Below are 13,827 nucleotides of genomic sequence, written 5' to 3' on the forward strand. Positions count from 1 at the left end.
ACCCTGCTCGCATCACACGTCACTGCGACTTGCCCAATGCCTTTGCGCCAACGCCTGGAAAACCTGCCGGTAGGTCAGAAACTGCTGGCCGCCCTGCTGGTCCTGATGACCACCGTGCTGCTGGTTGCGAACCTGACCTTCATCAGCGCGGCTTATTACATCTCTCAGGAAGCGATGGCCCCGCAGGCCCTGCAGACCATTGGCCGTCTGATCAGCAGCGCCAATCTCAACGAGCGCGCCTTGAACTCGCCTGCCGATGCACGTGCCTTGCTCAAGGAACTCAAAAGCTACGGCCCGCTACGTGCAGCGGCCATATATGACAGCGACGGAGAACGACTTGAGCAGATGCAACAGGGCGAGGGCCTGCAACTGCCCAGGCACTACAAGGACCTCGAAAGCTGGCGGCTTACCGAGTTTCGCAGCACGCAGGTCATCACCGTACCGAAAGGCGACGAACCGCCCGGGCACATGTTGCTGGTTGCCAGCAGCGAGCTGCCTCCCGCGTTCTACACCGGCACGCTGACCGCGAGTCTGGGCATTCTGGTGTTCAGCGTGTTGCTGTGGCTGGTGGTGGCACGGCAGATCCGGCGCTTGATTACAGAGCCCATTTATCAGCTGGAAGAACTGTCGCGGCAGGTCACCCGCGAAGAAAACTACGCACTGCGCGCAGAGCCTGGCAACGAGGATGAAATCGGCAGTCTGGCCGAAGCGTTCAATACCATGCTGTCGCGCATCGAAGCGCGTGAGCAACAACTCAAGCGCGCTCGGGATGATTCCCAGGAAGCTTACGATCAGGCACAGGGACTGGCCGAGGAAACCCGCCATACCAACCGCAAACTGGAACTGGAAGTTCAGGTGCGCAGCAAGATCGAGAAGAAGCTTACCGGTTTTCAGAACTACCTCAACAGCATCATCGATTCGATGCCCTCGGCGATGATCGCGCTGGACGAGCAGCTGTATGTCACCCAGTGGAATCAGGAGGCAACAGCGCTGTCCGGAACCACGCTGGACGAAGCGTTGAACCAGCCGATCTTTCTGGCCTTCGAACCGATGCGCTCGTTTCTGCCGCAAATCAAGCACACCGTCGAGCGCCACAGCGTGACCAAGATCGAGCGCGTGACCTGGATCAAAAACGACGAGTCGCGCCACTACGCGCTGACGTTCTACCCGCTGACCGGCGATGCCGGGCGTGGCGTGGTGATCCGTATCGATGACATCACCCAGCGTATATCGCTGGAAGAAATGATGGTGCAGTCGGAGAAGATGTTGTCTGTCGGCGGTCTGGCCGCGGGCATGGCCCACGAGATCAACAACCCGCTGGGCGCCATCCTGCACAACGTGCAGAACATCAGGCGGCGTCTGTCTCCGGAACTGCCGAAGAACATTGAGCAGGCCGAAGCCGATGGTGTAGACCTGGCACAGGTCAATCATTACCTGGAAAGCCGCGAAGTACCAAAACTGCTCGATGGCATCCAGCAAGCGGGGGCCAGGGCAGCAAAGATTGTCAGCCACATGCTCAATTTCAGCCGCTTGAGCAGTCGTCAGCTGTCAGCCTGCGACTTGCCGGCGTTGATCGATCAGGCTGTGGAAATTGCCAGCAACGATTTTGACCTTACCGTCGGTTTCGACTTCAAGGGCCAGCACATCATCCGTCAGTTCGACCCGGAACTGGGTCCGGTACCGTGCATCGCCAACGAACTGGAGCAGGTGCTGCTGAACCTGCTGAAGAACGCCGCCCAGGCCATTCACCAGCGCCCGGAGAGCGAGGAGCCTGGACGCATCATCCTGCGTACCCGTCTCAACCCGCCCTGGGCCGAAATTCAGGTGGAGGACAACGGCATCGGCATGTCCGAAAACGTCCGCAAGCGTACTTTCGAACCGTTCTTTACCACCAAGGAAATTGGCCAGGGCACCGGGCTGGGTCTTTCGGTGTCGTACTTCATTGTTACCAATAATCATAAAGGCCAGATGGAGGTGCATTCCTCTCTCGGCACAGGCACCTGCTTTACACTGCGTCTACCGCTGGTGGCCAACCAGGTAAGCGTTCAGCAGCAGGTTATTTCCAAGTCTTGATCAGGAATCGCAGCAATGGGCTTTCGTTTGTCGAAGATTTACACACGCACCGGTGATGCCGGAGAGACCGGTCTGGGCGACGGTCGACGGGTGTCCAAGGATCATCCGCGCGTCGAGGCCATTGGTGAGGTCGATACGCTCAACAGCCAGCTCGGCCTGTTGCTGGCCGGACTGATCGATGAGGCCAGAAGCGTGCCGGCCCTCAACGAAGTGATCGAGGTGCTCGCGCCTTGCCAGCATCGACTGTTCGATCTGGGGGGCGAACTGGCGATGCCGACTTACAAAGCCCTGAATGGCGCGGAGGTCGAGCGGCTGGAAGCGGCAATCGATGTGTGGAATGAAGAGCTGGGGCCGCTGGAAAATTTCATCTTGCCAGGCGGCTCTTCGCTGATCGCTCAAGCGCACATCTGCCGCAGCCTGGCGCGCAGTGCCGAACGCCGTTGCCAGCATCTGAACGCGGTCGAGCCACTGGAAGGCGCCGGGCTGGCGTATATCAACAGGCTGTCGGATTTGTTGTTCGTCGCAGCTCGGTTGATCGCCAGAAGACAGGGCATCGCGGAAATACTCTGGCAGCCCGCGCCCAAGCCGGTTTGATCGGCGCCACGAGGCTTATCGCTCCCCCCGCGGTGTAATGCATTTTCATGACGCTCTACGCGACTATCGTGCGATGCTTCGCGTCGGCATGCCGTTCAGGACGCTCTGCGTCCTCTGTAGCAACTCAGACGATCTCGTCAGGCCAGAACGCGCGGATCCCGGCCACGCCCTGTGCGCCGCTTTCCCAGGCCTGTTGGCGCAGCGCAGGGCCTACGCCGCCCAGCAGAAAGACGGGCTTGTTGAAACCTGCTATCAATCGGATGGCCTGCTCCCAACCCAGCGGCTGTGCATCGGGATGAGTCAGGGTGGGCTGAACCGGTGACAGGGTGACGAAATCCACGCCCATCTGTTCGGCCAGGGCCAGCTCTTCGGCGTTATGGCAGGAAGCAGCCAGCCAGCGGTTCTCAGGGAACGGACGTCCACGACTGGCGTACTTGCGCAATTGCTCCGCCGTCAGGTGCCAACCGGCGGACGGAAAGTCGCCCAGCCACTCCAGAGACCCTTTGAGCATGAGCTGCGCCTTGCCGGCACACAGACCCGCCGCATCCACGGCCAGGTCACGGTACTTGGGGTCGTAACCACCCGGCGCACGCAACTGGACCAGTTTGATGCCGCCTGCGATGGCTTTCTGCATACCGCGCAACAGCTCGATATTGTCCAGCCCGTCAGGCGTGATCAGATACTCGCCGGGCAAACGTGCCGCGGCGACAATTGGCTGGTTGGCGGCCGGAAAGTCGTAGTCAGGCAGCTCTCGCGGAGCCGCCCAGACCAGTGGCTGCCCTTCAGCACCATGCGGCTCGCCGGTAAATGCCGAAACTTCCCAGACATCCAGCAATACCTGCTTGTCCGCATAGTCGTGACAGACCTTGATCAATGGGCGCGCTGCCGTGACCTGAATCCCCAACTCTTCCTGGAGTTCACGTGCGAGTGCGGCCTGGACGGTCTCACCCTCTTCGACCTTGCCGCCGGGAAACTCCCAGAGGCCACCTTGATGCTGAGTGTCGGCACGTCGGGCAATCAATACACTGCCGTCAGCGCCACGAATGACGGCGGCAGCCACATGAACTCGTTTCACGATCAGGACTCCTGCAGACCGGCCTGCTGCCAGCGCTTGAAAGCGGGCCACTGGTAGATGGTTTCGATATACGCCAGTGCCTCTGCCGGCAACTGGACGTGATAGCCGCGCAGACGAATAGCCACCGGTGCGAAGAACGCATCAGCAATGCTCGGCTTGCCAAACAGAAAAGGACCACTTTCGGCGGCGGCAGCGCGACATTCGGCCCACAGCTCGACAATGCGGTCGATATCGTTCTGGGTGTCGACGGTGATCACTTCCAGCGCCTTATCCTGACGCAGGTCCATTGGCATGTTCGAGCGCAGATTGACGAAGCCGCTGTGCATCTGCGCGCACGCCGAACGGGCCTGGGCACGCGCGGCGGTGTCACGCGGCCACAGCTCGACGTCCGGGAAGCGCTCGACCAGATATTCACAGATCGCCAGCGAATCGATGATCGTGCCGTGCTCACACTGAAGCGCAGGCACCTTGCCGGTCGGCGAATACTTGAGAATATTCTCGCGGGTGTCCGGCAGGTTCAGGCGGATGACTTGATCGGTGAACGCAGCACCGGTCATTTCCAGCACCAGCCAGGGACGCAGCGACCAGGAGGAATAGCGTTTGTCGCCGATAATCAGATGCAGGCTCATGGTTCAGCTCCATTGAGCCCGGCGCGAAGGCGGGATGCCCGCGCGCCGGGCATTGAATCAGGTGCGATATTCCGCGTTGATCTTCACGTATTCGTGAGAAAGGTCGGTAGTCCAGATGGTTTCGCTGCAATCACCGCGACCCAGCTCGATACGAATGGTGATTTCTTCTTCGGCCATTACTGCCGAGCCCTGCTCTTCGGTGTAGGTCGTGGCGCGGCAGCCCTGGCTGGCAATGCATACGCCGCCCAGGAATACGTCGATCTTGCTCACGTCCAGGTCCGGCACGCCAGCGCGGCCGACAGCCGCCAGAATACGCCCCCAGTTCGGATCGGAGGCGAACAGCGCGGTCTTGATCAGCGGCGAGTGGGCCACGGCATAACCGACGTCCAGGCACTCCTGATGATTGCCGCCACCGTTGACTTCTACCGTCACGAACTTGGTCGCACCTTCGCCATCACGCACGATGGCCTGAGCGACATCCATGCACACGTCGAACACGGCTTTCTTCAACGCGTCGAACAACGGGCCCTTGGCCTCGGTGATCTCGGGCAGATCAGCCTGACCGGTGGCAATCAGCATGCAGCAATCGTTGGTCGAGGTATCGCCATCGATAGTGATGCGATTGAAGGATTTGTTGGCTCCGTCGCGAATCAGGTCCTGCAGTACGCTCTGCGACACTTTGGCGTCGGTGGCGATGTAGCCAAGCATGGTCGCCATGTTCGGGCGAATCATGCCTGCGCCTTTGCTGATGCCGGTTACTGTGATGGTTACGCCATCGTGGGTGAACTGACGGCTCGCGCCTTTGGGCAGGGTGTCGGTGGTCATGATGCCGGTCGCCGCAGCGGCCCAGTTATCCACAGACAGATCATCAAGCGCGGCTTGCAGCGCGCCTTCGATTTTTTCCACAGGCAACGGCTCGCCGATCACACCCGTTGAGTAAGGCAGCACTGCTGATGCGTCGACGCCAGTCAGTTGCGCCAGCTTTTCGCAAGTACGTCGCGCAGCAACCAGACCTGGTTCGCCCGTGCCTGCGTTGGCATTGCCGGTGTTGGTCAGCAAATAACGCACCGTGCCCTGAACGCGCTGCCTGGCCAGGATGACTGGCGCGGCGCAGAACGCATTCAAGGTGAATACACCGGCAACGCTGGAGCCTTCGGCACAGCGCATGACCACAACATCCTTGCGCCCTGGGCGTTTGATGCCGGCAGAAGAAATGCCAAGTTCAAAACCGGGAACCGGGTGCAACGCAGGCAAAGGACCAAGACCAACAGCCATCGGGGTGCTCCTCAAGGAGTATGGCGCCGTCCGCATCGGTACGGCGATCAATGAAAAAACGCCGCGACGGGCAAGCCGGTCGCGGCGCAGGTATTACACAGTCAAAGGCCTAGTTGATCTGGCCGTGACAGTGTTTGAATTTCTTGCCCGAACCACACCAGCACAGCTCGTTGCGACCCAGTTTCTGGTCGTTGCGGACCGGCTCGGATGCGACGGCTACAGGCGCTTCGCCACCCTCTTCATCCGGCAGCGGCTGGTCGATGCCCGGCGCAGGAGCGTGTTCGAACTGCATACGACTGGCCAGTTCTTCGGCTTCCTGACGCAGGCGCGCCTCTTCTTCCTCTGGATCTTCGCGACGAACCTGAACATGCGAAAGTACACGGATGGTGTCGCGCTTGATCGAATCCAGCAGCTCCTGGAACAGCGTGAAGGACTCGCGCTTGTATTCCTGCTTCGGGTTCTTCTGAGCGTAGCCGCGCAGGTGGATACCGTGACGCAGGTGGTCCATGGTCGACAGGTGATCTTTCCACAGGTCGTCCAGCACGCGCAGGAGGATCTGCTTCTCGAAGGAACGCAGGGCTTCGGCGCTGGCCTGGTCTTCCTTCTCGTTGTACGCCACCAGCAACTGCGCCATGATTTTTTCGCGCAGGCTGTCTTCGTGCAGGTTGTCGTCTTCGTCCAGCCACTGCTGGACGGGCAGTTTGACGGCAAAGTCGGTGTTCAGCGCGGCTTCCAGACCGGCAACGTTCCACTGCTCCGGCAGGGATTGCGGCGGAATATGCTGACTGATGAGATTATTGAGCACTTCCTCACGGAAGTCAGCGATGGTCTCACCAATGTTCTCGGCAGCCAGCAGCGTGTTACGCATGTGATAGATCACTTTGCGCTGCTCGTTGGCCACGTCATCGAACTCGAGCAATTGCTTGCGGATGTCGAAGTTGCGACCTTCCACTTTGCGCTGCGCTTTTTCGATGGCGTTGGTCACCATGCGGTGCTCGATAGCCTCACCGGACTGCATGCCCAGCGCCTTCATGAAATTCTTCACGCGGTCCGAGGCGAAGATACGCATCAGGCTGTCTTCGAGCGACAGGTAGAAGCGGCTGGAACCGGTGTCACCCTGGCGGCCGGCACGGCCACGCAGCTGGTTGTCGATACGGCGCGATTCGTGGCGCTCGGAGGCAATAACGTGCAAGCCACCCGCTTCGATCACTTGCTGATGGCGTTTCTGCCAGTCAGCCTTGATCTGTGCAATTTGCTCAGGGGTTGGGTCTTCCAGATTGGCGACCTCTACTTCCCAGTTACCGCCCAACAGGATGTCGGTACCGCGACCCGCCATGTTGGTAGCAATGGTCAAAGCACCCGGACGACCGGCCTGCGCGATGATTTCTGCTTCTTTTTCGTGGAACTTGGCGTTCAGAACCTTGTGATCGATGCCTTCCTGCTTGAGCAGATTGGACATGTGTTCCGAGGTTTCGATGGTCGCCGTACCTACCAGCACAGGGCGGTTCTCTGCAATGCAGGCCTTGATATCGGTAACGATGGCTGCGTACTTCTCTTCCGCCGTCAGATAGACGAGGTCGTTGAAATCTTTACGCGCCAACGGCTTGTTCGGCGGGATGACCATGACGGCCAGGTTGTAGATCTGGTGGAATTCGAACGCTTCGGTGTCGGCCGTACCGGTCATGCCGGACAGTTTGTTGTACAGACGGAAGTAGTTCTGGAACGTGGTCGATGCCAGGGTCTGGCTTTCGGCCTGAATGTTCAGGTTTTCCTTGGCTTCGATGGCCTGATGCAGGCCCTCGGACAGGCGACGGCCCGGCATGGTACGGCCGGTATGCTCGTCGACCAGCAGAACCTGACCGTCTGCAACGATGTACTCGACGTTGCGGTTGAACAGTTTGTGCGCACGCAGACCCGCATAAACGTGAGTCAGCAGGCCCAGGTTGTGCGCCGAGTACAGGCTCTCGCCTTCAGCCAGCAGGCCGACTTCGGTGAGCATTTCCTCGATGAACTGGTGACCGGCTTCGTTCAGCTCAACCTGACGGGTTTTCTCGTCAACGGTGAAGTGGCCCGGTTTGGTGACTTCGCCTTCCACTTCCTCGATATGCTGCTCGAGCTTGGGGATCAGGCGGTTGATTTCGGTGTACAGCTTGGAGCTGTCTTCGGCCTGACCGGAGATGATCAGCGGCGTACGCGCTTCGTCGATCAGAATCGAGTCGACTTCGTCGATTACGGCGAAATTGAGTTCGCGCTGGAACTTGTCGTCCATGCTGAACGCCATGTTGTCGCGCAGGTAATCGAAGCCGTATTCGTTATTGGTGCCGTAGGTGATGTCGGCAGCGTAAGCGGCGCGTTTTTCTTCCGGCGGCTGGAATGGCGTTACGATGCCTACGGTCAGACCGAGGAATTCGTACAACGGGCGCATCCAGTTGGCATCGCGGCGAGCGAGGTAGTCGTTCACGGTGACTACGTGAACACCCTTGCCGGACAGCGCATTGAGGTACACAGCCAACGTACCGACCAGGGTTTTACCTTCACCGGTACGCATTTCCGCGATCTGACCTTCGTGCAGGGTCATGCCGCCGATCAACTGAACGTCGAAGTGGCGCATGCCCATGACGCGCTTGCCCGCTTCACGAGCGACAGCAAAGGCTTCAGGCAGCAATTGATCCAGGGTCTCGCCTTTGGCTATGCGGGCCTTGAACTCTTCGGTCTTGGCGCGCAATTGCTCGTCCGAAAGGGCCACCATTTGCTCTTCGAAGGCATTGACGATCTGTACCGTCTTGAGCATGCGTTTTACTTCACGCTCGTTCTTGCTTCCAAAAAGTTTTTTCAACAAAGGCGCAAACATATCGACAGGATCTTCCACACATAGGAATGGAGGGCGGCCCCGTGAGTCGCCCGTGCAGCCCAGATGGCCGCATGCGAACGAGCATTCTACCCGGAAACGATGGTGAGGAAAGTGGCGTTATTCCACGATGCTGGCACAGCGCTGTTACGGGGCAGGTTTACAATGGGGCCAATTTCAAGCACTTCAACCCATAATCCGGGGAAGTTACTCATTGATTTGCATATGAAAGCACGGAAATGCCCTGAAAAGCAGCCGTTAGAACGCTTTCTGTTAAGATGTTCATCTTGTTACCAGGCACTCCACCATGGCCTTTCGTCCTCTGAACGCCCGCCCGCCCGCGGTTCTGCTGCGTGAAGCCAAGCCCCTGAAGGCTATATTTCGCCACGCCGAACGCCTTAGCCATTTGCAGCGCCTGCTCGAAAGTCAGCTGCAACCAGCCGCGCGCGAGCATTGTCGTGTGGCCTCGTGGCGCGAAGGCACCTTGTTGCTGATCGTGACGGATGGTCACTGGGCCACGCGCCTGCGCTATCAGCAGAAGCGCCTGCACCGGCAACTGATGGCCTTCGACGAATTCATCAACCTGACGCGCGTTGTCTTCAAGGTGCAGCCACCTGAAGCCCCGCGTGGAGCGGCCACGCACACCATCGACCTGTCTTCGATTGCCGCCGAGAACATTCAGGCCACCGCCGAGGGCATCACTGATCCCAAGCTGCGGGCCGCACTTGAGCGGCTGGCCAGCCATGCCAAGGACAAGAAATAGCGTCTGAGTGATTTTCGCCAGATCCTCTGCGCAACTGACTTTCCCAATGAAGCCAATAAAAAAAGGCCACCCGAAGGCAGCCTTTAAAGAACAAAAGGAAAGAGAGTAAAGCTTGCCTACACAGCCGCGACAGGGCGCATGTAGGAAATAGGTGCCGTACTGGCATCCTCGAAAGTCACCACTTCCCAGGCGTCTTTCTGCTCGATCAACGTGCGCAGGAGACGATTGTTCAGTGCATGCCCCGATTTGAAGCCCCGGAACTCACCAATCAGGCTATTGCCCAGCAGGTAAAGGTCACCGATGGCGTCGAGGATTTTGTGTTTGACGAATTCGTCCTCGTAACGCAGGCCGTCTTCGTTCAGTACGCCGTCCTTGTCGACCACGATGGCGTTTTCCACACTGCCGCCGAGTGCGAGGTTGTGCTTGCGCAGGTACTCGATGTCACTCATGAACCCGAAGGTCCGGGCACGGCTGACTTCCTTCACGAAGGAAGTGCTGGAAAAGTCCACGCTTGCACTCTGGGTGCGATCACGGAAGACGGGGTGATCGAAATCGATCTCGAAACTGACCTTGAACCCTTCGAAAGGCACGAAAGTAGCGCGTTTACCGCCCTCCTCCACTGTGACTTCACGCAGGATGCGGATGAATTTCTTCGGCGCGTCCTGTTCTTCCAGGCCAGCCGATTGAATCAGGAATACGAAAGGGCCTGCGCTGCCGTCCATGATAGGAACTTCGGAGGCAGAGAGCTCGACGTAGGCGTTATCGATGCCAAGGCCAGCCATGGCCGAGAGCAGGTGTTCTACCGTGTCAACTTTGACATCACCATTGACCAGAGTGGTCGACAGAGTGGTGTCGCCGACGTTTTCCGCACGCGCAGGGATCTGCACGACGGGGTCAAGGTCAGCTCGGCAAAACACAATGCCGGTATTCACAGGTGCGGGCTTGAGGGTCAGGTAAACCTTCTCCCCGGAGTGCAGGCCTACACCTGTGGCACGGATAATATTTTTCAGGGTGCGTTGTTTAATCATGGCATGGGCCGCTTCAGCGCAAGTTGCGAACTGGTATCAACAAAGGCTGGCGATGATAGCAGACCATGCCTTTGCTGAACACCAATCACCCTAATACCCCTGATACATTTCATCAATCGGCCTGACGACGCAGGAAAGCCGGGATATCCAGGTAATCCAGATCATCGTTAGGGTTCATCTTCGCCGCTGCGGTAGCGCCTGCGTGTGCCTGATTGCGCATCACGGTAGGACGGTCCAGATCGCGGTAGTTGACCGACGGTGCTTCCTGACGCGACGCCTGCTGGGCAGGAGCCTGCTGGGTGGTCTGCAGCGTGTTGTCGATGACCTTGACCGGCTTCTCGATTTTCGCGCCCAGGCCGGTGGCAACCACAGTCACGTGCAACTCGTCACGCATGTCCGGATCGATAACCGTACCGACCTTGACCATAGCGTGCTCGGAAGCGAACGCTTCGATGATGCTACCCACGTCAGAGTACTCACCCAGCGACAGGTCAGGGCCGGCAGTGATGTTGACCAGGATGCCGCGAGCGCCCTGCAGGTTGACGTCTTCGAGCAACGGGTTGCGAATGGCCGCTTCGGTGGCTTCACGTGCACGGTTAGGACCGCTGGCGCAGCCAGTACCCATCATCGCCATGCCCATTTCGCTCATCACGGTACGGACGTCGGCGAAGTCGACGTTGATCATGCCCGGACGCTTGATGATGTCGGAGATACCGCGAACGGCACCAGCCAGTACATCGTCAGCCTTGGCGAAAGCCGACAGCAGGCTGGCGTCTTTACCCAGGATGGTCAGCAGCTTCTCGTTGGGGATGGTGATCAACGAGTCGACGCTTTCGGACAGCATGCGGATGCCTTCATCGGCGATCTGCATACGCTTGCGACCTTCGAACGGGAACGGACGGGTCACGACTGCGACCGTCAGAATACCCATTTCCTTGGCCACTTCAGCAATGATCGGTGCTGCACCGGTACCGGTACCGCCGCCCATGCCAGTGGTGATGAAAACCATGTTGGTGCCCTGCAGAACTTCTGCAATGCGCTCACGATCTTCCAGTGCGGCCTGACGACCGACTTCAGGGTTGGCGCCAGCGCCAAGGCCTTTGGTCACGCCGGTGCCCAGTTGCAGAATGGTCCGCGCGCCAATGTTTTTCAGCGCTTGAGCATCTGTGTTGGCGCAGATGAATTCCACGCCTTCGATGTTGCTCTTGACCATGTGATTGACAGCGTTTCCGCCACCACCGCCTACACCGATAACTTTGATAACCGGGCTTTGCGGGACGTTGTCTACGAGTTCGAACATTTCTCTCTCCTTCCGCTTTCTAGTTAGTTTTGCCTACTGCCTGCCGATATTGCTTTTGAAGCCCTGAATCTGAAGCTGTGAAACTTTTAAACGTTGAAACTTAAAAATTGCCCTGCACCCAACGCTTGATACGCTCAAGCACCGGTGCCTTGGTTTCGTCGCTGTAACTGCTGTTGCCGACCATCCCGGACAGCGAAATGCCGTCCGACTGCTTTTGCAGCCCGTACATCAACAGGCCTACGCCAGTCGAGTAGATCGGGTTGCGCACGACATCAGCGAGCCCTTTGACGCTGTGCGGCACGCCAAGGCGCACCGGCATGTGGAAGATTTCCTCGGCCAGTTCGACCGCACCTTCCATTTTCGCTGTGCCCCCGGTCAGCACGATGCCGGCCGGGATCAGGTCTTCGTAACCGCTGCGGCGCAGCTCGGCCTGGATCAGGGTGAACAGCTCGTCGTAACGAGGCTCTACCACTTCGGCCAGGGCCTGACGCGACAGCTCGCGAGGTGGACGGTCGCCCACACTCGGTACTTTGATGGTTTCACCGGCACCGGCCAGTTTGGCCAGGGCGCAGGCGTAGCGAATCTTGATTTCTTCGGCGTACTGGGTCGGGGTACGCAACGCCATGGCGATGTCGTTGGTGACCTGATCGCCCGCAATCGGGATAACCGCCGTGTGACGAATGGCGCCTTCGGTGAAGATCGCGATGTCGGTCGTACCGCCACCGATATCCACCAGGCACACGCCCAGCTCTTTCTCGTCATCGGTAAGTACGGAATACGCCGACGCCAGTTGTTCAAGAATGATGTCGTCAACTTCCAGACCGCAGCGACGCACGCACTTCTCGATGTTCTGCGCGGCGTTCACTGCACAGGTCACGACGTGAACCTTGGCTTCCAGACGTACACCGGACATGCCCAAAGGCTCGCGCACGCCTTCCTGGTTATCGATCACGTAATCCTGAGGAAGGGTGTGCAGCACGCGCTGGTCGGCAGGAATGGCCACCGCCTGAGCAGCATCGAGCACACGCTCCAGGTCCGCAGAACTGACTTCGCGATCACGAATCGCCACGATGCCGTGCGAGTTCAGGCTGCGAATATGGCTGCCTGCAACGCCGACAAATGCCGAGTGAATACGGCAACCCGCCATCAGCTGCGCTTCTTCGATTGCGCGCTGGATCGACTGCACGGTCGACTCGATATTCACTACCACGCCCTTCTTCAGGCCGCGGGAGGGATGGGTACCGATACCCACGATTTCCAGCGAGCCATCGGCCGCGACTTCGCCTACCAGTGCCACCACCTTGGAGGTACCGATATCCAGCCCGACGATCATTTTGCCGCTTTGCACGTTTGCCATGGTCCTGCCTCTTATCAATTCTTCGCGACAGCGGGTTTATCCGTCGTTGCCGCTGCCTGTTCGCGCCAACCGACCGCTAGGCCGTTGGAGTAACGCAAGTCAACGCGCGCGATATTCGTGATTTGTTCTTTCAGCGTTTTGTCGTAAATCGCGATGAAACGGCGCATTTTTTCGACGAGGTGGTCGCGTCCAAGCAACAATTCGATACCCGGGCCAGCACTACCGGCGCCTGTTGTCAGGAACCAGCTGCCGCGCTCGCGCAGCTCCAGGCGCACGATGGAGAAGCCCAGCGGGCGCAACATCTGACTCAACACCTGATACTGCTGCATCACCTGTTGCTGGGCCCGCTGCGGGCCGAACAACTGGGGAAGATGTTCGTAATTGGACAGTTCACGCGGCGTGAAAGCCTGTCCCTGGTTGTTCAACAGCGCTTCATCACCCCAACGGGCAACCGGCAACTGCTCTTCAAGACGAATCACGACCTGATCCGGCCATACACGACGAACTTCGGCGTGGGCGATCCAGGGCATCTGCTCAAGCTCGGTGCGCATGCCGGTCAGATCAATCTTGAAAAAGCTCGACGCCACATAAGGCGCAATCCGCTGCTGCACAGCCTGCTGGCTGATGTAACTCAAATCGCCCTGCACATTGATGCGGGTAATCGGGCGGTCGGCGTACGGCAGCAGGCGTTGCGCTGCCTCATAAGTGCCGAAGCCCAGAACCACCAGCAACACAGGCCAGAGCAGACGCTTCAGAACACTGAAGTTGGCCTTGGGCAGGCGCGCCGACAGAGGCTCCTTGGCCACCATTCGGCTGGCGCCACGCGGCACCGGCTTGTTGCGGCCGGGTGCAGGTGGCTGAGGACGTGCCGACGCGCCGTACATG

The 13,827-nt window shown here is 59.0% G+C and carries 11 protein-coding genes; 3 read left to right on the plus strand and 8 right to left on the minus strand.

What is annotated here, in order from left to right:
- Positions 1 to 36 precede the first annotated feature (36 nt).
- Both RYC17_RS05820 and RYC17_RS05825 read left to right on the plus strand, forming a co-directional pair.
- Entirely contained in the window at positions 37 to 2,073 is a 2,037-nt protein-coding gene (locus RYC17_RS05820) for an ATP-binding protein (RefSeq protein WP_058400723.1), read from the plus strand.
- A gap of 15 nt (positions 2,074 to 2,088) precedes the next feature.
- Positions 2,089 to 2,667: a cob(I)yrinic acid a,c-diamide adenosyltransferase gene (locus RYC17_RS05825; protein WP_058400722.1), complete on the plus strand. Its 579-nt coding sequence runs from the start codon at positions 2,089 to 2,091 to the stop codon at positions 2,665 to 2,667.
- A gap of 124 nt (positions 2,668 to 2,791) precedes the next feature.
- On the opposite strand, the gene RYC17_RS05830 is transcribed toward RYC17_RS05825, so the two are convergent.
- The 4 genes from RYC17_RS05830 to secA all read right to left on the minus strand — a co-directional run bounded on the left by RYC17_RS05830 (position 2,792) and on the right by secA (position 8,497).
- Entirely contained in the window at positions 2,792 to 3,742 is a 951-nt protein-coding gene (locus tag RYC17_RS05830; protein ID WP_316902639.1) for a Nudix family hydrolase, read from the minus strand.
- Positions 3,743 to 3,744: 2 nt separating this feature from the next.
- Positions 3,745 to 4,371, minus strand: a complete 627-nt coding sequence (locus tag RYC17_RS05835; protein WP_122259142.1) for a glutathione S-transferase family protein — start codon at positions 4,369 to 4,371, stop codon at positions 3,745 to 3,747.
- A 57-nt stretch (positions 4,372 to 4,428) separates the two neighbouring features.
- The gene (argJ, locus tag RYC17_RS05840) at positions 4,429 to 5,646 is read right to left on the minus strand and encodes a bifunctional glutamate N-acetyltransferase/amino-acid acetyltransferase ArgJ (RefSeq protein WP_316887733.1); all 1,218 of its coding nucleotides are present in this window, start codon (positions 5,644 to 5,646) and stop codon (positions 4,429 to 4,431) included.
- Positions 5,647 to 5,755: 109 nt separating this feature from the next.
- Positions 5,756 to 8,497: a preprotein translocase subunit SecA gene (secA, locus tag RYC17_RS05845; RefSeq protein WP_005733433.1), complete on the minus strand. Its 2,742-nt coding sequence runs from the start codon at positions 8,495 to 8,497 to the stop codon at positions 5,756 to 5,758.
- A 304-nt stretch (positions 8,498 to 8,801) separates the two neighbouring features.
- Between secA and RYC17_RS05850 the strand changes: the two genes are divergently transcribed.
- Entirely contained in the window at positions 8,802 to 9,257 is a 456-nt protein-coding gene (locus tag RYC17_RS05850) for a DUF721 domain-containing protein (RefSeq protein ID WP_316887731.1), read from the plus strand.
- A 116-nt stretch (positions 9,258 to 9,373) separates the two neighbouring features.
- On the opposite strand, the gene lpxC is transcribed toward RYC17_RS05850, so the two are convergent.
- The 4 genes from lpxC to RYC17_RS05870 form a co-directional block, all read right to left on the minus strand.
- Positions 9,374 to 10,285, minus strand: coding sequence for a UDP-3-O-acyl-N-acetylglucosamine deacetylase (lpxC, locus tag RYC17_RS05855; protein WP_002555040.1), 912 nt, complete (start codon positions 10,283 to 10,285; stop codon positions 9,374 to 9,376).
- Positions 10,286 to 10,397: 112 nt separating this feature from the next.
- Positions 10,398 to 11,585 (minus strand): cell division protein FtsZ, encoded by a 1,188-nt coding sequence (gene ftsZ / locus RYC17_RS05860; RefSeq protein ID WP_002555041.1) that lies wholly within the window; start codon positions 11,583 to 11,585, stop codon positions 10,398 to 10,400.
- A gap of 100 nt (positions 11,586 to 11,685) precedes the next feature.
- Entirely contained in the window at positions 11,686 to 12,942 is a 1,257-nt protein-coding gene (gene ftsA, locus RYC17_RS05865) for a cell division protein FtsA (protein WP_002555042.1), read from the minus strand.
- Positions 12,943 to 12,956: 14 nt separating this feature from the next.
- Positions 12,957 to 13,826: a cell division protein FtsQ/DivIB gene (locus tag RYC17_RS05870; protein ID WP_004666180.1), complete on the minus strand. Its 870-nt coding sequence runs from the start codon at positions 13,824 to 13,826 to the stop codon at positions 12,957 to 12,959.
- Between the last annotated feature and the right edge of the window lies 1 nt (position 13,827).

The sequence above is a fragment of the Pseudomonas syringae group sp. J248-6 genome (assembly GCF_032586995.1).
GTDB classification, from domain to species: domain Bacteria; phylum Pseudomonadota; class Gammaproteobacteria; order Pseudomonadales; family Pseudomonadaceae; genus Aquipseudomonas; species Aquipseudomonas amygdali.

Bases quoted from the DNA above. Each gene is read 5' to 3' on its own strand.
- argJ (WP_316887733.1), bottom strand. From the start codon at position 5,646: ATGGCTGTTGGTCTTGGTCCTTTGCCTGCGTTGCACCCGGTTCCCGGT.
- RYC17_RS05835 (WP_122259142.1), bottom strand. From the start codon at position 4,371: ATGAGCCTGCATCTGATTATCGGCGACAAACGCTATTCCTCCTGGTCG.
- RYC17_RS05850 (WP_316887731.1), top strand. From the start codon at position 8,802: ATGGCCTTTCGTCCTCTGAACGCCCGCCCGCCCGCGGTTCTGCTGCGT.
- ftsA (WP_002555042.1), bottom strand. From the start codon at position 12,942: ATGGCAAACGTGCAAAGCGGCAAAATGATCGTCGGGCTGGATATCGGT.
- RYC17_RS05870 (WP_004666180.1), bottom strand. From the start codon at position 13,826: ATGTACGGCGCGTCGGCACGTCCTCAGCCACCTGCACCCGGCCGCAAC.
- RYC17_RS05825 (WP_058400722.1), top strand. From the start codon at position 2,089: ATGGGCTTTCGTTTGTCGAAGATTTACACACGCACCGGTGATGCCGGA.
- RYC17_RS05820 (WP_058400723.1), top strand. From the start codon at position 37: ATGCCTTTGCGCCAACGCCTGGAAAACCTGCCGGTAGGTCAGAAACTG.
- secA (WP_005733433.1), bottom strand. From the start codon at position 8,497: ATGTTTGCGCCTTTGTTGAAAAAACTTTTTGGAAGCAAGAACGAGCGT.
- lpxC (WP_002555040.1), bottom strand. From the start codon at position 10,285: ATGATTAAACAACGCACCCTGAAAAATATTATCCGTGCCACAGGTGTA.
- ftsZ (WP_002555041.1), bottom strand. From the start codon at position 11,585: ATGTTCGAACTCGTAGACAACGTCCCGCAAAGCCCGGTTATCAAAGTT.